Annotated in this window: 16 protein-coding genes; 12 read left to right on the top strand and 4 right to left on the bottom strand. The window is 39.9% G+C overall.

What is annotated here, in order from left to right; translation table 11 throughout:
* Positions 1 to 207 precede the first annotated feature (207 nt).
* On the bottom strand, positions 208 to 1611 hold the full coding sequence (locus J7I96_RS05445; RefSeq protein ID WP_251029091.1) for a sigma-54 interaction domain-containing protein: 1404 nt from the start codon (positions 1609 to 1611) through the stop codon (positions 208 to 210).
* Positions 1612 to 1914: 303 nt separating this feature from the next.
* Between J7I96_RS05445 and speB the strand changes: the two genes are divergently transcribed.
* The 9 genes from speB to J7I96_RS05405 all read left to right on the top strand — a co-directional run bounded on the left by speB (position 1915) and on the right by J7I96_RS05405 (position 11172).
* Positions 1915 to 2913 (top strand): agmatinase, encoded by a 999-nt coding sequence (gene speB / locus J7I96_RS05440; RefSeq protein ID WP_214925329.1) that lies wholly within the window; start codon positions 1915 to 1917, stop codon positions 2911 to 2913.
* Between the two features lie 98 nt (positions 2914 to 3011).
* Entirely contained in the window at positions 3012 to 4445 is a 1434-nt protein-coding gene (locus tag J7I96_RS05435) for a sodium:solute symporter family protein (protein WP_214925343.1), read from the top strand.
* Positions 4445 to 5251: a class II aldolase/adducin family protein gene (locus J7I96_RS05430; RefSeq protein ID WP_285289463.1), complete on the top strand. Its 807-nt coding sequence runs from the start codon at positions 4445 to 4447 to the stop codon at positions 5249 to 5251. The genes J7I96_RS05435 and J7I96_RS05430 overlap by 1 nt, the downstream gene beginning before the upstream one ends.
* 88 nt (positions 5252 to 5339) lie before the next feature.
* Positions 5340 to 6329, top strand: coding sequence for a D-2-hydroxyacid dehydrogenase (locus J7I96_RS05425; RefSeq protein WP_214925351.1), 990 nt, complete (start codon positions 5340 to 5342; stop codon positions 6327 to 6329).
* Positions 6330 to 6484: 155 nt separating this feature from the next.
* Positions 6485 to 6577 carry a putative holin-like toxin gene (locus J7I96_RS28755; protein ID WP_220126990.1) on the top strand — a complete coding sequence of 31 codons (93 nt, stop codon included), beginning with the start codon at positions 6485 to 6487 and terminating at the stop codon, positions 6575 to 6577.
* Positions 6578 to 7198: 621 nt separating this feature from the next.
* Positions 7199 to 7771, top strand: a complete 573-nt coding sequence (locus J7I96_RS05420) for a TetR/AcrR family transcriptional regulator (protein ID WP_214925354.1) — start codon at positions 7199 to 7201, stop codon at positions 7769 to 7771.
* Between the two features lie 61 nt (positions 7772 to 7832).
* The gene (locus J7I96_RS05415) at positions 7833 to 9260 is read left to right on the top strand and encodes an MDR family MFS transporter (protein ID WP_214773978.1); all 1428 of its coding nucleotides are present in this window, start codon (positions 7833 to 7835) and stop codon (positions 9258 to 9260) included.
* A gap of 190 nt (positions 9261 to 9450) precedes the next feature.
* Positions 9451 to 10509: an alkene reductase gene (locus J7I96_RS05410; RefSeq protein WP_214925357.1), complete on the top strand. Its 1059-nt coding sequence runs from the start codon at positions 9451 to 9453 to the stop codon at positions 10507 to 10509.
* Between the two features lie 141 nt (positions 10510 to 10650).
* Entirely contained in the window at positions 10651 to 11172 is a 522-nt protein-coding gene (locus J7I96_RS05405) for a P-loop NTPase family protein (RefSeq protein WP_214925361.1), read from the top strand.
* Between the two features lie 193 nt (positions 11173 to 11365).
* Here the strand turns inward: J7I96_RS05405 and J7I96_RS05400 are convergent, their stop codons facing one another.
* The 3 genes from J7I96_RS05400 to J7I96_RS05390 all read right to left on the bottom strand — a co-directional run bounded on the left by J7I96_RS05400 (position 11366) and on the right by J7I96_RS05390 (position 15641).
* Positions 11366 to 12772: a M20 family metallopeptidase gene (locus J7I96_RS05400; protein ID WP_214925363.1), complete on the bottom strand. Its 1407-nt coding sequence runs from the start codon at positions 12770 to 12772 to the stop codon at positions 11366 to 11368.
* Between the two features lie 40 nt (positions 12773 to 12812).
* Positions 12813 to 14072 carry an amidohydrolase gene (locus J7I96_RS05395; RefSeq protein ID WP_214925365.1) on the bottom strand — a complete coding sequence of 420 codons (1260 nt, stop codon included), beginning with the start codon at positions 14070 to 14072 and terminating at the stop codon, positions 12813 to 12815.
* A 120-nt stretch (positions 14073 to 14192) separates the two neighbouring features.
* Positions 14193 to 15641 carry an AbgT family transporter gene (locus J7I96_RS05390; RefSeq protein WP_214925368.1) on the bottom strand — a complete coding sequence of 483 codons (1449 nt, stop codon included), beginning with the start codon at positions 15639 to 15641 and terminating at the stop codon, positions 14193 to 14195.
* 459 nt (positions 15642 to 16100) lie between these two features.
* Here J7I96_RS05390 and J7I96_RS05385 point away from each other — a divergent pair, with 459 nt between their 5' ends.
* The 3 genes from J7I96_RS05385 to J7I96_RS05375 all read left to right on the top strand — a co-directional run bounded on the left by J7I96_RS05385 (position 16101) and on the right by J7I96_RS05375 (position 20940).
* Positions 16101 to 17405, top strand: a complete 1305-nt coding sequence (locus J7I96_RS05385) for a helix-turn-helix domain-containing protein (protein WP_214925371.1) — start codon at positions 16101 to 16103, stop codon at positions 17403 to 17405.
* An 875-nt stretch (positions 17406 to 18280) separates the two neighbouring features.
* Positions 18281 to 19579: a hypothetical protein gene (locus J7I96_RS05380; RefSeq protein ID WP_214774003.1), complete on the top strand. Its 1299-nt coding sequence runs from the start codon at positions 18281 to 18283 to the stop codon at positions 19577 to 19579.
* Between the two features lie 176 nt (positions 19580 to 19755).
* Positions 19756 to 20940: a M20 family metallopeptidase gene (locus J7I96_RS05375; protein ID WP_214925374.1), complete on the top strand. Its 1185-nt coding sequence runs from the start codon at positions 19756 to 19758 to the stop codon at positions 20938 to 20940.
* Positions 20941 to 20953: the final 13 nt, after the last annotated feature.

The raw sequence follows: 20953 nt of genomic DNA, 5'->3' as shown, positions 1-20953 counted from the left end.
ATGGAAACGTGATAATGTGAATCCCATCAACTGGAATGTGGATTTTTTTGATGGCCTTTTTATTGGAATTATGGTCGATAATCCCCATAGTTTTCACTTCGAACTGCTGTCAAATAAGGTTTCAAATGCGCCCTTAGCTTGAATAGCATCTATGGCTAAAGGCTAAGGACCATTCATGGATTACAGGGGATTTCAGTCCAGATGAATTTACAAATACTTTTTGTATTTCTTTAATTTATAGATGACTGTTGGCTGGCTGATGCCCAAATGTTCTGCCATTTCGTATGTGGTTTTACATTTTTTCCATGCTTTTGCAATCAGTTGCCTTTCAACCTTTTCCAATGTCTTCTTTAAATCGAAATTCTCTTCACATTCCTGTTCGATTGCAAGGAAGGTGGAATCTTCTGGGGGTTCCACCTGCCCTGTTATGGATTGTGGAAGGTGTTCGGGAAATATAATTGGCTCTTCGATGGTCAGGATTAACCGTTCAATTAAGTTTTCTAATTCCCGTATATTTCCGGGCCAATGGTAATGGGTCAAAACTTCATAAGTCGATGGATGGACTTTTTTGAATTTCTGGTATTTATCATTGGTTTTTTCTAAATAATGTTGAATTAAGAGAGGGATATCTTCTTTACGTTCATGCAATGCAGGAATTTGGATGGGAATCACATTCAAACGATAAAATAAGTCCAATCTAAACTTACCTTGACTTACCATCTCCTTCAAATCTTGATTAGTTGCTGCAACTAAGCGGAAGTTAATATGGTTTTCTTTTTTTCCACCGATGCGCTTTATCTTTTTCTCCTGTAGTACTTTCAGTAATTTAGCTTGCATGGCAAGTGGGAGTTCCCCAATTTCATCCAAGAAAAGAGTTCCGCTGTCAGCCTGCTCGATAAGGCCTTGGCTACCTTGCTTATTTGCCCCTGTAAATGATCCTGGCTCATAGCCGAATATTTCTGATTCAAACAAACTTTCAGGTATCGTACTGCAATTCACTTCGATAAAGGGTTCTTTCTTTCGGTTGCTTTGGTCATGAACAGCACGGGCAAAAGTGCTTTTCCCTACGCCGGAAGGTCCTAATAAGAGAATCGTGGCATCGGTTTTTGAAACATTATGGATCGTTTTTAAGATATGCTTCGTTTCATTACTTCTGGCAATCATATAATGGTTATCCAGTTCTTTTTCTCTTAAATCCTCTACTTCCGTTTGATAGCCTTTAACTTTTCGTTGTAATTGTTCAAATTGATCCTGCAATTGCAGGATCTCTGTTTGATCCTGACCATAGCTGATTACCCTAACGAGAAGTCCTTCCTTATTAAAAATGGGATAGCCAGTCGACATGACAACATGCCCCGTTTTCGTTTCTTGCATTATGCGCTTCGCTTTCTTTTCTTTTAAAACAATCGCATTGATGGAAGGTGTGAGAAGACCTTCGCTTTCTAATTGATAGACGGAGGTACCGATATAAGAGTCACTTTTCATACCATAAATCTCCCAAAGCTTTGGGTTGGAATATAAGATGATTCCATCTTGATCGGTAATGAGAATGTTATTATTCGATGTTTCAATAATCTTATTTAGTTCTTCCTCCAGCATATCATCGTACATACATTACGCTCCTTTGGGTTTTGGGATGCTGTTTAATTAAAATATAAATCAAAAAGTCGAAATAATCAAAAATTAAATCAATAAACGAGTAAATGATTAAGTTTTTAATCAAGTGAATGAAAAAAAATTATGAAAAGCCCCATATACCACAGCGAAATAGTTGGCCTGAATCTTGCTTATGTAATAGATAAGAAGAGAATTTCCATAGCCATTCTATTAGAAAAGATGGAAGTTTGTAGGACAGCTGCAATTGCAGTGGAGTGAATAAAATAATAGTAGAATTAGAATTTAGGAGGATGTTACATGATGAAGTATCAACCGAAAGACTCATTCAAATCACCCCGTTTTTGTGGTGTGCGTACGTTTATGCGGCTCCCATTTGTTGAACGGGTAGATGAACATATGGATTTTGTCATTACGGGGATTCCTTTTGATTCCGGGCAATCATTTAGAACGGGTGCGAGATTCGGACCAGAGGCCATTCGCGATTTTTCAATCCTTTTACGTCCTTATAATCCAGAACAAGATATTAATATTTTTGACTATATATCAGGAATTGATTATGGGGATGTTCCGATCATCCCGGGGTATATTTCTGAAACATATAAAAAGATTGAAGAAGAGCTTACCCCCGTCATTGAAAAAGGGATCATTCCCATTTCATTGGGAGGCGATCATTCCATTACATTAGGGGAGTTACGTGCGATCGTAAAAAAACATGGACCTGTCGCCTTGCTTCAATTCGATGCTCACTCTGATACTTGGGATAGTTATTTTGACCAAAAGTATAATCACGGAACCGTTTTTCGCCGTGCAATAGAAGAGGGTCTCATCGATGTATCGCGATCTCTTCAAATTGGTATGAGGGGCGGTCTGTACGGACCGGAAGATCTTCAGGATGCCCGGGATTTAGGTTTGGAAGTTTACACGACAAACGATTATAAACGTATCGGGGTCGAAAAGATGCTAAGGGTCATTCATGAGCGTGTTGCGAATGGTCCGGTGTTTTTATCTTTTGACATTGATTTTTTAGATCCGGTTTATGCTCCGGGGACGGGGACGCCAGAAGTTTCCGGTGCCAGCATTGATGATGCTTTAGCATTGGTGAGAGGATTGACGAATATAGATTTTGTTGGATTCGATCTTGTTGAGGTTTTACCATCATACGATCACGGACAAATCACGGCTGCCGCAGCTGCTAATATTGTCTATGAATTCATCACACTCATCGCACTCGCAAAAAAAGGGGAAATGGAAAAGAAAGAGAGAGTCGGAGATTTGGAAACGCAGCTTAATAATTAGTTTCCTCATTACTGTAGAGAAGGAAGGACGCGGTAAAGTCCTTTCTTCCCTCTTTACAAAACGATAAGAACATTACAAGCCCAAAAGGAGATGTGTACATGCATATTTTGGATATATCGATCATGATTCTATATTTTTCTGTTTTAATCATTGTGGGAGTAATCGGATCCAAACGGGCAAAAACAGCAGATGATTTCATTGTCGCAGGACGCAATCTTGGTCATTTTATGTATTTATCCTGTTTAGCTGCTGTGATATTAGGGGGGGCTTCCACTCTAGGAACAGCAAAGTTAGGTTATCAGTTTGGGATATCCGGTATTTGGCTAGTGGTGATGATCGGGCTCGGCATTATCGCTATTGGGCTGTTTTTAACAAATAAGATATTTAATTTAAAAGTATTGACGATCAGTGAAATGCTTGAGAAACGCTATAATTCTCAGACAAGATTGATCAGTGCCCTTGTCTCTGTTATCTATACATTCATGTTGACTGTAACGCAAGTGATAGGGATGGGGACAATTTTACATGTTTTGGCTGGTTGGAATTTAACGGTTTCCATGATAGTCGGGGGTGGGATCGTTTTATTTTATACAATATTAGGAGGTATGTGGTCAGTCACAATGACTGATGTCGTGCAATTCGTCATCATGACGATCGGTATTTTCTTTATCATGCTTCCGACGAGCATCTCTAAGGCAGGAGGGTGGGGCTCGCTTAAAGAAAATCTCCCAGCATCACATTTCGAGTTAGGGAATATTGGCGGAGAGACGATTTTTCAATATTTCCTATTATTTACCCTCGGGGTAGTTGTTGGCCAAGATATTTGGCAGCGTCTATTCACCGCACGAACCAAAGCTGTTTCTCGTGGCGGAACGATTGGAGCGGGGTTATATAGTGTTTTTTATGCGATTGCAATCAGTATCATTGGAATGTGCGCTTTTATTATCCTTCCTGATTTAGGCGATCCACAAAATGCATTTACCAGTATAGCGATGGTAACTTTACCTGCTGGTCTATTGGGGGTTGTCATTGCGAGTGTGGTATCTGCCCTTATGTCCACAGCTTCAGGTACTTTGCTTGCTTCGTCCACTTTAGTTGTCAATGACATCATTAAAAAGTATATTGGTCCAAAAATGAGTGAACGGCAATTTTTAAAAACATCCCGAATTACAACTTTAACGATAGGTGTAATGACCATAATCGTTTCGATATGGATTCAAGATATTTTAGTTGCATTGGATGTAGCTTACGCAATTTTATCCGGTGCGGTGTTCTTTCCGATCATCCTTGGTTTCTTTTGGAAAAGGGTCACGGCTACAGCGGCATTTTACTCGATTCTCGCTAGCATGATCGTTATCATTGTCGGATTGGTGATTAATGGACCTTCCTCCACTCAACCAATTCTGTACGGGCTCGCTACTAGTTTTGTCGTCATTACTACGATCACTCTCTTAAGTTCCAATAATGATCATAAAAACGAAAGTGAAGTAAAGCAAGAGATAAAGGGTAAAGCTGATACCATGGCTAATTGATGTTTCAGAAAAAAGACGGAAAAAGATTCGAGGAGGAACGAAATATGACAAAGACAATTTCCTTGCAACCGGCAACATTCAATACAATGGAAGAAGAACGCAATCACCGGAAGGAACGTTTGGCAGCTTCATTCCGGCTTTTTTCAAAGTTTGGTTTCGATGAAGGGATAGCAGGCCATATTACGGTCCGTGATCCTAAATATACAGACCATTTCTGGGTCAATCCGTTTGGGATGCATTTTAGTCAAATTTCCGTTTCGGATCTTATATTGGTCAATCATAAAGGTGATATTGTGGAGGGTGAACATTCTGTTAATGGTGCTGCCTTTGCCATTCATTCTGAAATTCATAAAGCGCGGCCGGATGCGATTGCAGCGGCACATGCTCATTCGGTCTATGGAAAGACATGGTCTTCCTTAGGGAGACTGTTAGATCCGATTACGCAAGATGCCTGCCAATTTTACAATGATCATGCATTATTTGATGATTTTACTGGTGTCGTTTATGCATCCGAAGAAGGTAGTCGCATTGCTAAGGCTATAGGTCAATACAAAGCCGTCATCCTCCGCAATCATGGATTGTTAACGGTCGGCCAATCTGTAGATTCAGCTGCTTGGTGGTTCATAACGATGGAACGTTCATGTCAAGCACAGATAATGGCTGAATCTGTAGGTAAGCCGATTTTTATAGAAGAAGAGTATGCAAAATTGACTGCAGAACAAACGGGAACGGAATATGAGGGATGGCTGAGTTTCCAGCCTCTGTGGGAAAGGATCAGAAAAGAGCAACCAGATTTCTTGAAGTGACCATGAAACACGGCATGGTATAATCCCAACGGATTGCCTTCCGTAAAAGAGGGAAAAAGGAATCGTAGGTTTCTGAGGAGGTTTTATAATGTCCGCTTCTAAGAAAACAGCACCTTCACTTTATATCAGGGTCGATATACCGGAAAAATACATCAATCAGTTTAAGGAGATTTGTTCAGAAGTTGTTGTCGAGCCATGGGAATTCGGCGAACCAGAACCACAGCCAACGGTTGATTTAACAAAGTTTGATATCCTATATACGCTAGGGCTTCATGATAATCTTAACATTATAAAAAAAGCTCCAAAGATTAAATGGGTCCATTCAGACAGTGCTGGAGTGGAGGCCATGCTGAAGGAAGATATACAAAACAGCGATGTCATCATCACCAATGTCAAAGGCTGTACATCTGTCCCGATAGCCGAGCATACAATTGCGATGCTATCTTCGTTAGCAAGAGGCGTACCGACAATGATCAGAAATCAAATAAACAAAACGTGGGTTGAAATTCCAGTGAAAGATCTTGAAAATGCGACAGTGGGGATAATTGGGTATGGTGATATTGGCTATGAGATAGCCAAGAGATGTAAAGCACTGGGTATGACCGTTATTGGGTGCCGTCGGAACCCCTCCAAGAGGAACACAGAATATGAACCTGCTGATTTGATAATGGGATTGGAGCAAGTGGATGATGTCCTTTCCAGGTCCGACTTTGTTGTCTTGGCCCTTCCGTTTACAAAAGATACTTCATATTTTTTAAATAAAGAACGCTTAAATAAAATGAAAAAAGGCAGCTATGTAATTAATGTCGGCCGAGGTAATACGATTGTTGATGAAGATTTAATTCACTCCTTGAGCAATGGGCACATAGCGGGAGCGGCTCTGGATGTGTTCGAAGTAGAACCTTTACCTAAGGACCACCCTTTCTGGCAGCTGGAAAATGTCATGGTTTCCCCACATAACGCTTACAACTCTTCCAAGCACCTAGATCGTGTGATGGAATTATTCCTGAGAAATTTAAAACTTTTTTCTGACGGTAAACCCCTAATGAACGTTGTAGAAAAAAAACTTGGTTATTAACAGCAATCCGTCTTTTGAAAAGAAATTCGGATGGAGTACAAGGGCAGACCCTGATTGGGTTTGCTTATTTTTGTTTAAAAGCCACTGCTTCATCCTTTTCTTGTATAGGACAATCTCTGATCAGGAAAAGCTGGATATAAGGAGGCGATGTATGAATGGGTACTTTCGAAGTTATTTCCCTTATGCTAAGCTTTGGCATGTTTGTAATTGCTATTCTTGATTTCAAAAATCATGACAAGAATCCTTGAAGATATTGAGGCAGGCCGCTATGTTTGATTAATAATGGAAGCGTTTTAAAAAATTCCGGGTTGTTTAAAGAAGGTATTGATTTTCTCGATTTTTTAAACTTGCAGAGAACACCATTAGGAGGAGTTCTTTAGATTGTAGACAAACTCGATGAAAAATCAGTGTGCCTGCAGTTTTTTCTTTGAAAAGTTTAGTTGATTTCAGAAATCCGCTCCCTTTCCGCCGACTGCCTGCCAAGCCTCCTCGGCGCAAGCGCCTGTGGTGTCTTGGCTAGCCAGTTTTTCGGCAGGAGTGTCGCAAATTTCTTCAATCCAATGAGGATTACAGTAAAAAAACTCTAAAGAAGGGGGCTCTTTATTCGATCCGTTGCACTGTCTTGGGCCGATGAAGCAATTTATCGACTTACCCGCACTTTACTCAGCCGTTCACCACAAGTATTCGGCGTTTTCGACCTTCACCTTACTATTCGGAATCCGAACACCATTAGGAGGAGTTCTTTTTTGTTTCCAATGAGTTTTAATACGATATTCCATGCATAATAAGTATCATCTTTGACATAACAATGATATACAAGTATAGTTTCTAATAGACCGGTTGATATAAATTCAAGGAGTGATCCAGCTATGGCAGAGAAACGAAACTCGAAAGACATTCTTATTGAAGCTGCTTCAAGACTTTTTCGTATACGTGGATATTTCGGTGTGGGGCTTAAGGACATTATTGAGGAAAGTGGTATCCCAAAAGGTTCGCTGTATCATTATTTTCCGAAAGGCAAAGAAGAATTGGCGATCGAGGCGATTATTCATACAAAAGAATTCGTGATAGATGAAATTAAACGGGGATTTGATGAAATTGAAGACCCTATTAAAGCCATTCAGTCTCATATTTTTCATTTATCCGAAGTTTTTGGTGATAGTGCAAATCTATTAGGACTGCCAATCGGGACGATTGCGGCGGAAACATATACGACGAGCGAGCAAATAAGAATGGCCTGTCAAGAAGCGATGGAAGATTGGCAATCCATTTATGTGAAGAAATTACTCGAAGCGGACTTCAGTGAGAAACGGGCAAAAGAATTGAGTATCGTAATTAATGCTTTGATTGAAGGCGGTATCCTTTTATCCTTAACGGCGAAAAACGGGGAACCTCTCCAAACGATTGCGGAACAGATACCATTATTGCTGATAAATAAATAGGTCATGCGGAAAAATTATCTTAAGCTTAGGTCGAACAGTTAGTAATTGGAGGAATTATTTTATGTCAGCAGATGCAACACAGCAACAAAATCCAGTCATTAGGACGACCCCTATATTAATTGCATTTTTAATTGCAGGGTTCATCGGGTTATTCAGCGAGACGGCATTAAACATGGCGCTGGGGGATTTAATTCAAGAATTCAATGTCAGTCCTTCAACCGTGCAATGGCTAACAACGGGTTACCTATTGACATTGGGAATATTGGTTCCCGTTTCGGGACTCTTGATTCAGTGGTTCAATACTCGTCAATTATTCATTGCCTCAATGGTGTTCTCCATCATTGGGACGCTCATTGCAGCAATTGCACCCGGGTTCGGCATCTTGATGCTAGCCCGTGTCATCCAGGCAATCGGAACGGGTCTTTTATTGCCCCTCATGTTCAATACCATTTTATTGATTTTCCCTATTCATAAAAGGGGAGCGACGATGGGATTGATGGGGCTGGTGATCATGTTTGCCCCAGCCATCGGACCGACAGTTTCCGGGTTGATTATTGAAAATCTAAAATGGAATTACATTTTCTGGGTGTCTTTGCCGTTCTTTGTGATCGCTTTACTATTCGGTCTCAAGTATATGCAAAACGTTTCAATAATCACCAAACCTAAAATCGATGGACCTTCCATTATTTTATCGACCATTGGTTTTGGGGGAATTGTTTATGGATTTAGTATTGTCGGAGAGCAAGGATGGAGCAATGCAATCGTTTTATCCTCGATCATTGTTGGACTTATAGCGTTATTCCTGTTTGCTGTGAGGCAATTCAATATGGATAAACCGATGATTGACTTGCGCGTTTTTAAATACCCGATGTTCACGTTAGGGTTAATAACCGTCTTCATCACCTTCATGATCATCATGTCATCCATGATTCTCTTACCGTTATACCTGCAAACCGGGCTTGCATTAGCTGCGTTTTCTGCTGGGCTGGTACTATTACCGGGTGGAGTGCTTAATGGTATCATGTCTCCGGTTACGGGGCGCATTTTTGATAAGTTCGGTCCAAGAGGGTTAGTGGTTCCAGGCTTCATTATCATGATTGTCATGTTATGGACCTTGACGAACGTAACGACTGAAACGACGATCATAATGGTAATCGTCATGCATTCCCTCCTTATGGTTGGTGTTTCAATGGTCATGATGCCGGCCCAGACAAATGGCCTGAATCAACTGCCGAAAAAACTTTATCCGGATGGAACGGCTCTAATGAATACATTGCAACAAGTATCAGGGGCCATCGGTACAACCGTTGCCATTACAATCATGTCAGCATCCCAAAAAAATTATATGGCAAATGCAGAAGATCCGTTCGATCCATCTGCCATTAGCGGTTCATTGACTGCAGGCGTTCAAGATGCCTTTATTTTCGGCCTTGTCCTCGCAATCATTGGTTTGATTGTATCGTTTTTTATCAAAACAGCACGAGACTAATAAGATAAATTAGCCAGCAGGGAATGGAGTTTCTCTGTCTGGCTTTTTTACTGGTCTTTATTACCATATTTCATCAAAAGCGATAAAACCAGAGTGAATTATTTGAAAATTAACCACTTATCGGATAATCTTACACAATGAAAGTTACTAAAATTCAGCCCAGGTAAAGCGGTTAACAGGAGGAACTCAAATGAAAACAATGAAAACCAAAATGTTTGAACCTGTAACAATAGGTGCATGGAACTTAAAAACAAGAACGGCAATGGCTCCTATGACAAGGGCGTTTGCCGATAACGAAACGGGTGTTGTGAATGACCTGACCGTAGAATATTACCGAAAACGGGCACAAGATGGAATCGGGCTCATCATTACTGAAGGTGTAGTGATTTCACCAAGAGCAAAGGGCAATCCTGGAGTTCCCGGAATATATACTCAAGAGCAAATCGACGGGTGGAAAAAAGTAACGGAAGCAGTGCACGCAGAAGGCGGAACAATTATTGCGCAAATCTGGCATGTGGGCCGTGCAAGCCACCATGAAATTGCAGGAGGACTTCCTCCGCAGGCTCCGTCACCTATCGCTGCGGAAGGTAAGGTTTCACGATTCGGCAAACCTTTTGGCATTCCTGAAGAAATGACAGAGACGGATATTGCTGAAGTTGTGAACCAATATAAACAAGCTGCAAAGAATGCTATGGATGCTGGCTTTGACGGCGTAGAAATTCATGGTGCACACGGATACTTAATTGACCAGTTCAATTCCGACACTTCCAATAAAAGGACCGATCGGTACGGTGGTGATTTAAAACAGCGTCTGACATTTATGAAGGAAGTGCTAAAAGCAGTTATTGATGCGGTTGGAGCGGAACGTACCCTTATTCGTTTCTCTGCTTTGAAAATTGACCAGCCGTCTTATATGTGGGAAGACCCTGAAAAAGCGATCCAAACATTTATTGAAGCGTTCAATGAAACAGGAGTTAAAATGATTCACCCATCCACGATGGAATTTACCAAACCGATTGCAAGAGGATTGACCATGCATGAATTGGTACGCAGCCACTGGGATGGAATCATAGTCGGTGTGGGCGGGCTTGAGCCTGAAACAGCGGAAGCAGCACTGGAAAAAGGCATCATTGACGTTGCGGCGATTGGCCGTCCGCTTATCGCCAACCCGGATTATCTGGCACGAATTAAGAAAGATGAAAAACTTGTTGATTACGACGCAAAGAAACATTTAGGGCATCTGATTTAATAGAGATAAAAATAAGGCTGGCTTGTTCTTTGTTAGGACACTACAGCAACCAAACTTCATTTTCTAAAACTGATGCGATTCTTCTTCAAGAAGGGTCGCCTTTTCTTATGAACATAAAAGGGGAGAGTGGATGGTATATCAATGGAACGTATCATGGTAATCGGAGTGTCCGCGGGTGTCGGAAAATCTACTTTTGCAAGAAGGCTTGGAGATCATTTGAATATCGAAGTATATCATTTGGATACATTCTACTGGAAACCTGGCTGGGTTGAAGCTACTTTAGAGGAGTTTATTTCTGCTCAGAAGGAAGTATTGAGTCATGACAAGTGGATCATGGAAGGCAATTATAGTCATTCTTTTAGCCTACGTTCGGAGCTAGCCGATACGATTATTTATTTAGAACTTCCTCTCGGTATTTGCCTTTACCGTGTGATAAAACGCTGGTTGTCCAATCTAGGTAAAACAAGGCCTGATATGGCTAAAGGCTGTAATGAAAAACTAGACTGGCAGTTTATCAAATTTATCATATCCACTTACTTTCCTCGCAAGAAAGAAATGAAAATCATATTGGCAGATCTTCAAAAGAGTGACCCTGAAAAGCTAATAGTTATATTAAAAAGCAAGCACGATATTGAAGGATATCTGTTGAATATGAAGGGATAAGCTTCTTACCATTAATTTTTATGACACATAGGGATTTTGGAAACTGGGCCTTTCCTGCTCTTAACAACGAGCTAATTAGCAAAAAGGGAAAGGGATCTTCCACTCGAAGATCCCTGAGACTTTAGCCAAATTCGTAGAAGTCGAGTTGGGCTGCGAACAATTTACGATTACAACAACCCACTAATTTAGTCTATCATCTTTTAACTAAAGGCTTTACATCTTGCGGAATAGGGGAGATATAGCTTTTTCCTTGTAATCGTTCTTTTAGTTCTGTTTTTGCCTTTTCAATTAATTCCGGATTTTGAAGTACTTCTACTGCAGTTGCCGCAATAACCTTGCCAGCATGAAGCATTCCTTTATGGGCAATGGATGTTGATCCCAGTGTAACCCACTGCCAGCTATGCAAAGGTGACCCAAGAACAAAACAAGCCGTTGTGCATTGGGCAGTAGGAACGATCCAGCTAACATCTCCTACATCTGATGAACCTGTTAATGGCGCTTGGAGGCCCTCAATGGGTTCTAACCAATTTGCCAGTGCATCATCTTGATTATCTTTAAATGGATTGATTGTACTGTTCCTTTCTTGTTCGGTTAAGGTGGCGCGGATTTCTTTGGCAAGCTGTTTTTCATCATCATCGTGTTGTGGAATGCCTAATTCTTGAAAATTCTTATACATGACGGAATCTAACACAGTGTTTTGGATAACATTGGAACAGGCTTTGTCAAAAACGATTTCCAATTCAGTTCCTGTCATCAGGGCAGCGCCTTTAGCAATATTACAAACTCTTAAGTAAATATCTTGAACTTGTGAAACTTCTGGAGCTCGTAATAAATAAAGAACTTCAGCATCTTGTTGGACAACATTAGGAGATAATCCACCTGAATTCGTTATTGCATAATGGACCCTTGCTTCCTGGATAATATGCTCTCTTAAATAGTTCACGCCAACATTCATAAGTTCTACGGCATCTAAAGCACTCCGTCCCAAATGTGGTGATGCTGCTGCATGGGAGCTTTTGCCTTTAAACTTATAATACACTTGGAAATTGGAAAGTGAATCCATCGACATGACGCCGTTAACATCCAGTGGATGCCAACAAAATGCAAAATCAACGTCATCGAACAAACCTTCTCTGACCATGAAGGTTTTGCCTGATCCGCCTTCTTCTCCAGGACATCCATAATAACGAACTGTCCCATTTATATGATTCTCTTCCATATAATCCTTCACTGCAACAGCTGCAGCTAAAGATCCCGTACCAAGTAAATTGTGACCGCAGCCATGGCCATTTTCACCTTGTACTAGTGGCTCCTGTTTAGCCGTAGCCGCTTTTTGACTCATACCTGACAATGCATCGAACTCTCCCATGATTGCCACAACAGGTTTACCGGTTCCAAAGCTGCCGATGAATGCTGTTTCTATGTTTCCAACACCTTTTTTAACAGAAAATCCTTCGCTTTCTAATGTTTTGCATAGCAATTCAGCAGATTGATATTCTTCAAAACGTGTTTCTGCAAAATTCCATATACAGTCACTGACTTCAATGAATTTTTCTTTTTTTTGTTCAATGATTTCCGATAGTCTATTTACATATGTCATTTTTCACTCTTTCCTTCCTATATATACATATACTGAAAAATCATTTTAAAAGACGTCTAGCAATAAGATTCAAAAGTTCTACACTCCTTGGTAAAACCTCTTCTTGAATATCAAATTTAGGGTGGTGATGTGGTGCAGGAATATCAGTCCCAATAATCATATATGTCCCTTTCCCGCCATTATCCTGTACTCTTCGAATCATGAAACTTGCATCTTCGCTTCCAGCGGAACCGGATTTCCTGCATGCTTCGATTGTTGAAAAACCATCTACATTCCTGGCTTCTTCCATGGCCAGTTCGACAAGTTCTTGATCACAGCGAATCGTAATTGCTTGTCCTATAATTTCAATTTCATGTTCAAGCTCATGCATACCTGCACTATGAGCCACGATATTTCGAACACGTTTCTCCATTTCAGCATTTGCTTCTTCGGTTACAGATCGGGTTTCAATGATCATTTTTGCATGCGCTGGAATAATATTAGCGGCTGTTCCTCCATTAAGAACACCTACGTTCACACGGGTCGAGCCTGAACTGAATCTAGGAATGGCATGAATATTTAATAATGCGGTGGCTGCTCCCAATAATGCATTTTTACCTTTTTCAGGAGAAGCACCTGCATGAGAAGATACCCCATGAAAATGTGCAGCCATTTTCGTACTTGCTAAAAATCCGGAAGATCCACCGTGAAATTCTCCTAGTGGGACATCTGTGCCAAGGTGCAGACAATATATATGATCCACATCATCCAAAATTCCTTTTTGTACAATTGAATAGGCACCGCGTACTCCCTCTTCAGCAGGTTGAAAAATAAGCTTTACCGTTCCTGAAAAATTCCCATCCGCTAATTTTTCAGCAAGTCCTAAGCCAATGGCTGTATGGCCATCGTGTGCACAGGCATGCATATTCCCTTCATATTTTGAACGAAAACCGTTTATTTGCGGGAAGTGGTCAGAATCAGCACTTTCCGTAACAGGCAATGCATCCATATCAAAGCGGAAAGCAACGGTTGGGCCAGCCATTTTTCCTTTTAATACACCAATGACGGCAGTATATCCACCCTCCATTTCTTGGAGGATCTTTGGATTGGCACCATCTTTTAATGCTCTATTAAATGTTTCCTCTAATACTTCGATAGGGGGGACTCCACGGCGAGAATCACCATCTAAAGCGTCTTTTCCAAATATCACGTTATATTTCAGGGATGTTAATGCTTCCACTACCTTTGAAGCAGTACGAAATTCCGTAAAGCCAACTTCCGGGTGTTGATGAAGATCACGTCTTAAAGAAATAATATCCAATTCGTTTCACTCCTAATTTTATTTGATGATAATTCATATCATACGATTTAGTGTCTATATGAAGCGGCCCAGCCCCTCAAGTCGCTTAAGGGACATACGGGGCGCTTGGGACTTTTCAAATTACGGTAAATTCGGATATACTCCGGGACCAATTGGGAGGCCAAGGAAATACCAAACCACAACCAATAATGTCCAAATGATAAAGATGATAATCGGATAAGGCAAAATAAGAGAATAATAAGTTCCTAGTTTTGCATCTTTTCGATACTCTTGTAAGAAACTTAAGAATAGTGGGACAAATGGAGATACAGGTGCCAATATAGACCATATTGCCGATCCGCTGGCAATGAACATGGAAAGAAGTCCAGATAAGAACATTAGCCCTATTAGGACAGGTGCACCTTCTATGTTTAGCTGTTCCAACAGATCTGTGATGGATAAAGCCAAAAACTTACCCATATTACTCCAGTTAAAGCAAGCGACAAACTGGGAAAGCGGGAAAACCATAATAATGAATCCGGCCATGCCTTTAATTGGGTCTACCAATAATTCCGGAATGTCATTTTGTTTCTTGATTGCTCCCACCTTAACTCCATAAGTAATGGAAACTGTAAAAAAGAAGAGTAAGATGATTGAGACAATTCCGGACATGAATGGAGAAGGGAGGATGGATCCGGTATCTGGATTTCGTAATAGAGCTCCATCTGGAACGACTAGAATGGCCATAACAGCTATAAAAATCACTGCTGAAATACCTGTAGCCAGGAGTGCTTTGTTTTGTTGCTTCGTTAATTGCTCCAATTTTTTATGCTTACCGCCACCTTCATACTTTCCTAAACGCGGCTCAACAAACTTATCTGTAATCAAGGATATAACGACCGTGAGTACGAGAACGGAAGTCGCCATAAAGAACCAGTTATCCGTAACATTAACGGTCAAATTTGCATTCATGCCTTTCGCTACTTCCGAACTGATTCCTGAAAGCAAGACATCCGTTGTGACGATTAATAAGTTGGCAGTGAAACCTGAACCAACCCCAGCAATGGCAGCGAGCAACCCTGCAACAGGGTGCCGTCCCACAGCCAGGAAAATCAAAGCTCCAAGGGGAGGCATGATGACAAGCGCAGCATCAGAAGAAACATGACTGAAGAAGGCAACAAATACAACTAAATAACTTGCGTATTTCCCTGAGACTTTTAACGACATTTTCCGAATCAAAACTTCTAACAATCCGACCTTTTCAGCGAGTCCCACTCCCAGCATTAAGGCTAAAATAGATCCCAATGGTAAAAACCCTGAAAAGTTTTTAATCATATTCGGCAAAATCCATTGGATGCCTTCACGGCTTAAAAGGTTTTGAACTTCCACTTTCTCTCCACTAATGGGGTCCGATGCCGAAACATGGAAAACGGATAAGAGAGCGGTTACAACAAATAAAAAGGCAATCATATAAATAAATAAGATAAAGGGGTGGGGGATTTTGTTGCCTATTCGCTCTACTCTATTGAAAAAACCACCCGTTTTCTGATTTTGAAGATTAGTTGTATCTTTGATTACTTTTTGTTCCATTACATTCTCCTCCTAAACCTTCTTCCATTTGTAGTTGCGTTTTGCAGCATTCCATTAATAAACTTTTCTCTAAGCATGCCCTAAACTCAAATTAGCGTCTTTCATCCTTTACATCCTCTTCGAAATATACGATTTTTATTTAACGAATATTTAACGCTATTTTCGTTAAATGTATTATATAATTAAGAATAATCTATTTCAATAAAATTTTCTGAATAAAGGGAAAATATTTTTTGGTAATTGTTGTGAAGTAAGCAATGGAATGCGAAATCATTGAATGATTAAATCCTGCCATTCTTCAACTTACGAAAGATAAGTAAACCATATTAAGCAGCACCGTTTATTCATGACAAACGGTGCTTTACTTGCTTGTATATTTGGATATCATTTTTATTCCCTGTTAGGGTGGGTTATTTTGATATAATAAAACGAATAGTATGATGTAGGGGTGAAAAAAACTTGTATAAAATTGGGGTTGTAGGTCCACTTTCATCTATAGAGAAAATTCGGGATGTTACGAATGAATTTGAACATGAAATTGATTTTATTGATTTTCCATATGAAGATGCACGTGAGGTTACTGACATCATAAAAAATAACCAAAGTGCAGTAAATGGTTGGTTTTTCTCTGGACCGGTACCTTATAGAATAGCAAAAGGAATGTTGGATTCAGAAGCCAATATTGCATATTGTCCTCCTGTAGGATCTAGTTTATATCGATGTTTATTACAAATGTCAGCAGATCAAAAACATTTTTTCGATAAATTATCCATCGATATGATTCGATTGGAAGACTTTTTTTTGCATGAGTCGCTGCAAGAGCTGGGGATTTCCACCGAACATATTTATGTAAAAACATTTGATGAACAATATGATTATCAAGAAATTGTCCAATTTCATCTTCAGTTGTGGAGGGAAGGGGAGGTACATGGGGTCCTTACCGTTTTACAATCTGTTTATGAGGCCTTGAAGAAGGAAAGTGTGCCTGTCTACAAAATTAATATGACCAAAATGGAAATTCGGCAAGCGGTCAAGATTTTAATTGAAAAAGCAAAAAGTACTTATTTCAAAGATAGCCAGATAGGTGTCGAAATCATTGAAATTGATCAGTTTGATCAATTTGTTGACGAGGTAAATATTCGTTACCATCTGCAGCATTTGGAGCTTAAGATTAAACAAACATTACTTACATTTTGCGAAAAATTAGATGGATCCCTCATCGAAAATGGAAACGGACGCTATCAAATATTTAGTTCACGAAAGGCCATTGAACGGGAAATTGGCAGCTTGCGAAGTACTGTTCAACAACTGGCCCTTGAGATGGATGTTTCTGTTGCAGTCGGCATTGGTTTTGGTGAAACGGCTGCATCGGCAGAAATCAATGCTCGCAAGGCGATTCGTCATTCAAAAAAGAAAGAAAGTTCTGGAATTGTTGTTATTCAGGAAGATGGTGTAATGATCGAATCCGTAGGTCAAGAAGAACAATTGGCATACACCTTCCGTTCTAATGATAAAGAACTGCTGGATAAATTGAATCAGGCTAACATTAGTGTAAAAACGTATAAAAAGATAGAAGCATTGATTGATCGCATGGGCTGGGACGGCTTCACTTCCTCGGACTTAGCATCCCATTTATCCATGACCGTTCGAAATGCCCAGAGAATCATGAGTGGTTTGAGTGAAAGCGGTTTAGTGGAGTACAAAGGAGAAGAACTTCAATCACCTCGGGGAAGACCTCGTAAAATTTATATGTTAAAAAAGTAATACCTCGACGTTCTTCGTATTCACGTAAATGAAATTCGGTTTCCGGTGAGATTATTGTGCCAATATCCCAATTAGAACATAAAGCAAAGGAACCCATTTATTTAATTCCTCCTTAAAACAAATAAGGAGATGTTTTATTGTCAAATTGTGACCAGTGATAAGTATGGCTGGATCGGGTCATTCGTAGAGGATTCCAGAAATGAGAAGCTGTCATTGAGGCAGCTTTTTTATTGTTATGGGCGGACATTATAATCGTACCTAGGAGGAGATGTTCCGAAAAAAAGTTGTTAACAAAATAATATACTTAAGGAGATGATGTGACTGGAAGGCGGCCCTATCCCCTTCTTTGTTTTGCATTAATATTAGGGGTTTATATAGCTCTCCCTAGCCTAAAAATATATGCTATTTAATGAGTTTGAATGGGCACCCCAGAGAAGCGTCTATAAAATAAAGCAACAATATTACTTCATAACACCTATTTAAAAAAACATAATTAAACTATTAAATAACTTTTTTATCCTACTTTGAGTACATAGAGTAGTGTGAATCATTAACTATATTTATCCGTGCAGTGATTATAGATGAATAACGTATACAACGTATTTTTCCTTCATGTTGCATGATAAAATGATACATACGAGAAAAAATTTGGCGTGGGTATGAATAAAACTATATATTATAGCATTGGCTACCACATTTTTCTTTTGGCTGCTGATATGATCAAGAGGTAACTAAAAAAAACAAGGCTCATATAAATTGAACAATAGTTAGACAGCAGAAGAATTAGGAATACGATATCATGACTTGGATTAAACCAGGATATTCTACAAATAACAATGAATCTATTACAGATGGTAAAGGAAGTCGATTACTGGATGTATAAAATCGGACTTGTCGGTCTAAAAACTTCTATAGAACAAATTTTAGCCGCGGCAGAAGAATATAAACATGAGTTGGAATTCATCTCTTTGCCCTATGTAAGGACCGAAGAGGTAGAGAATATTGTAAAGGAACATGATTCACATGTACATGCATGGCTTTTTTCTGGTCCGCTTCCCTATGAAATTGCGGGAAAAACACTACGTACAGATAAAATAATGGTCCATGTCCCAGCTACGGAATCTGGTTTTTATAAATCCTTTTTAGAGATGATCTATGAACAAGGAAAAATCATTGAGCATCTAAGTATCGATACCATGTCCTCAAATAATATTAGCGAAGAAGCTTTATCACAGTTGAATATAAAAACCCAAAAGATATATACGAAAGTGTTTGAGACAGATGTTGATACGGATGAATTGGTACATTTTCATTTGGATTTATGGAATACGGGAAAGACAGAAGGCGCTTTTTCTTGTTTTCCGTCCGTGTGTGAAGCTTTAAGGGAATTGGGCATTCCAGCCTACCGTATGTCGATGAGTAAGATGGAAGTGAGGCAAACTCTTCGAATTCTTTCTGAAAAAGTAAAGGCATCCTACTTTAAGGATACACAAATAGGAGTCGAAATCATTGAAGTTGAATATTTTAATAAAGTTGCAGAGGAAATGAAAACTCCATATCATTTACAGTACTTGGAGCTTCGGCTAAAAGAAATGTTGATTCAACTTGGTGAAAAAATAAATGGTTCCTTTTCAGAGAAAGGGAATGGAAGGTACATGATTTTCAGTTCTCGCGGCGCAATTGAACGAGAAATCATTACGCTCGAAGAAACGATTGAAAAATTGGCTTTTGAAGCAGATACAACCGTTGCAGTTGGAATTGGCTTCGGCGAGACTGCCTATTCGGCGGAAATCAATGCTTTTCGTGCCATTCAACGTTCAAAAGAGATGAAGAAGCGAGAAATTGTGATTATTCAAGATGATGGCAAAATAATCGAATCACCAGGCAAAAAGAAAGAACTGCAATATGATACCCGTACCCATAATAAACCCCTTATAGAAAAGTTGAAAAACGGAAATATCAGTGTTAAGACGTATAAGAAGATATCTGCGCTTGTTCAAAGAATGGGCTGGAGTGATTTTACTACAAAGGACTTAGCGACACATCTAGAGATGACAGAGCGCAATGTACGGCGAATCGTTGCGGATATGTGCGAAGTTGATTTGGCACAATGCGTTGGTGAAGAGGCTAATGCCACCCGAGGAAGGCCGAGTAAGATTTATCAATTATTATGAATTACAGGCACCCATAATTTGGGTGCTTTTTTAGTGTGAGAAAAACGTTTTTGAATTTTCGAAAAATATTGTAATGAAGACTGTATGAGATTATACTCTATTTAAGGAATTTTTTCCTTAAACTAACCTAAATTAAGGGTTGCTGTGTAAAATCAAACGAAAAGGGGTTGTAGCGTATGTCTCAAACCATAATGATTCATGATTTGATCGAGGCTGTTAAAGATGAAGTGATTGCTTGGAGAAGATATTTACATAAGTATCCGGAGCTGTCTTTTCAGGAGGAAAAAACAGCACAATTTGTTTATGAAAAGCTGCAAACTTTTGGTGAATTGGAAATTTCACGTCCGACAAAAACGAGTATAATGGCTCGTTTGATCGGTCAGCAGCCTGGGAAGGTCATTGCACTTCGGGCAGATATGGATGCGCTTCCAATTGAAGAAGAAAATGATTTTGACTTTGTGTCACGGAATTCAGGAGTCATGCATGCTTGCGGACATGATGGGCATACGGCGATGCTGCTCGGAACAGCAAAAATCCTTACACAGTTAAAGGAGCAAATTAAAGGGGAGGTGCGCTTTTTATTTCAACATGCTGAGGAACTGCCCCCAGGTGGAGCTCAAGAAATGGTGAAAGCGGGTGTGCTTGATGGAGTGGATATGATCGTTGGTTCCCATCTCTTGTCGACTCTTCCTTTAGGGAAAATTGGTTTGGGCTACGGTCCGATAATGGCTGGGGCCGATACTTTTAACATCACCTTGGTGGGTAAAGGGGGGCACGCCTCACAACCTGAGCTTACCGTCGATCCAATTGCAATTGGAACACAGGTTGTATCGAATCTCCAGCACATTGTTTCGCGGTATCGGGATGCTAAGGAAGCCCTTGTGATTTCAGTGACCCAGTTCCATGGGGGCAGTGCGATTAATGTTATTCCAAGTAAGGTAAGCATTGGTGGATCAGTTCGAAGCTTTAATCCACAACTGCAGGTAGAAATCCCGAATTTTATCGAGCGCATAGTAAAAGGAATTACGGAAGCGCATGGAGCTACTTATGAATTCGATTATCTGTTTGGTTATGCTCCTACCATAAATGATGAAGAAGTTACCCGATTGATGGACCAATCGGTTTGTGAAGTATTTGGTGAAGTAAGTCGAGAGATTTTAAAGCCAATCATGGGAAGTGAAGACTTCTCTGCTTTTCAAGAAGTAGTTCCAGGAACTTATATTGGAATAGGAGCTCGTAATGAAGAAAAAGGGATTATATATCCTCACCATCATCCAAAATTCACTTTCGATGAACAGGCTTTACAAAATGGGGTCAAATTATATGTTCATGGGACTTTAAAAATGTTAAATCTAACATAATAGGAGGCTAAGA

The organism is Bacillus sp. ISL-78 (assembly GCF_018613455.1).
GTDB lineage: Bacteria > Bacillota > Bacilli > Bacillales > DSM-1321 > Peribacillus > Peribacillus frigoritolerans.
Note: the sequence above shows the minus strand (reverse complement) of the source record. Positions and strands in the feature narration are given on the sequence as shown.

Excerpts from the sequence above, each read along its gene's own strand:
- J7I96_RS05445 (WP_251029091.1), bottom strand. The coding sequence starts at position 1,611 with ATGTACGATGATATGCTGGAGGAAGAACTAAATAAGATTATTGAAACA.
- J7I96_RS05410 (WP_214925357.1), top strand. The coding sequence starts at position 9,451 with ATGAAAACAATGAAAACCAAAATGTTTGAACCTGTAACAATAGGTGCA.
- J7I96_RS05420 (WP_214925354.1), top strand. The coding sequence starts at position 7,199 with ATGGCAGAGAAACGAAACTCGAAAGACATTCTTATTGAAGCTGCTTCA.
- J7I96_RS05400 (WP_214925363.1), bottom strand. The coding sequence starts at position 12,772 with ATGACATATGTAAATAGACTATCGGAAATCATTGAACAAAAAAAAGAA.
- speB (WP_214925329.1), top strand. The coding sequence starts at position 1,915 with ATGATGAAGTATCAACCGAAAGACTCATTCAAATCACCCCGTTTTTGT.
- J7I96_RS05435 (WP_214925343.1), top strand. The coding sequence starts at position 3,012 with ATGCATATTTTGGATATATCGATCATGATTCTATATTTTTCTGTTTTA.
- J7I96_RS05425 (WP_214925351.1), top strand. The coding sequence starts at position 5,340 with ATGTCCGCTTCTAAGAAAACAGCACCTTCACTTTATATCAGGGTCGAT.
- J7I96_RS05430 (WP_285289463.1), top strand. The coding sequence starts at position 4,445 with ATGTTTCAGAAAAAAGACGGAAAAAGATTCGAGGAGGAACGAAATATG.
- J7I96_RS05375 (WP_214925374.1), top strand. The coding sequence starts at position 19,756 with ATGTCTCAAACCATAATGATTCATGATTTGATCGAGGCTGTTAAAGAT.
- J7I96_RS28755 (WP_220126990.1), top strand. The coding sequence starts at position 6,485 with ATGGGTACTTTCGAAGTTATTTCCCTTATGCTAAGCTTTGGCATGTTT.
- J7I96_RS05380 (WP_214774003.1), top strand. The coding sequence starts at position 18,281 with ATGTATAAAATCGGACTTGTCGGTCTAAAAACTTCTATAGAACAAATT.
- J7I96_RS05390 (WP_214925368.1), bottom strand. The coding sequence starts at position 15,641 with ATGGAACAAAAAGTAATCAAAGATACAACTAATCTTCAAAATCAGAAA.
- J7I96_RS05415 (WP_214773978.1), top strand. The coding sequence starts at position 7,833 with ATGTCAGCAGATGCAACACAGCAACAAAATCCAGTCATTAGGACGACC.
- J7I96_RS05405 (WP_214925361.1), top strand. The coding sequence starts at position 10,651 with ATGGAACGTATCATGGTAATCGGAGTGTCCGCGGGTGTCGGAAAATCT.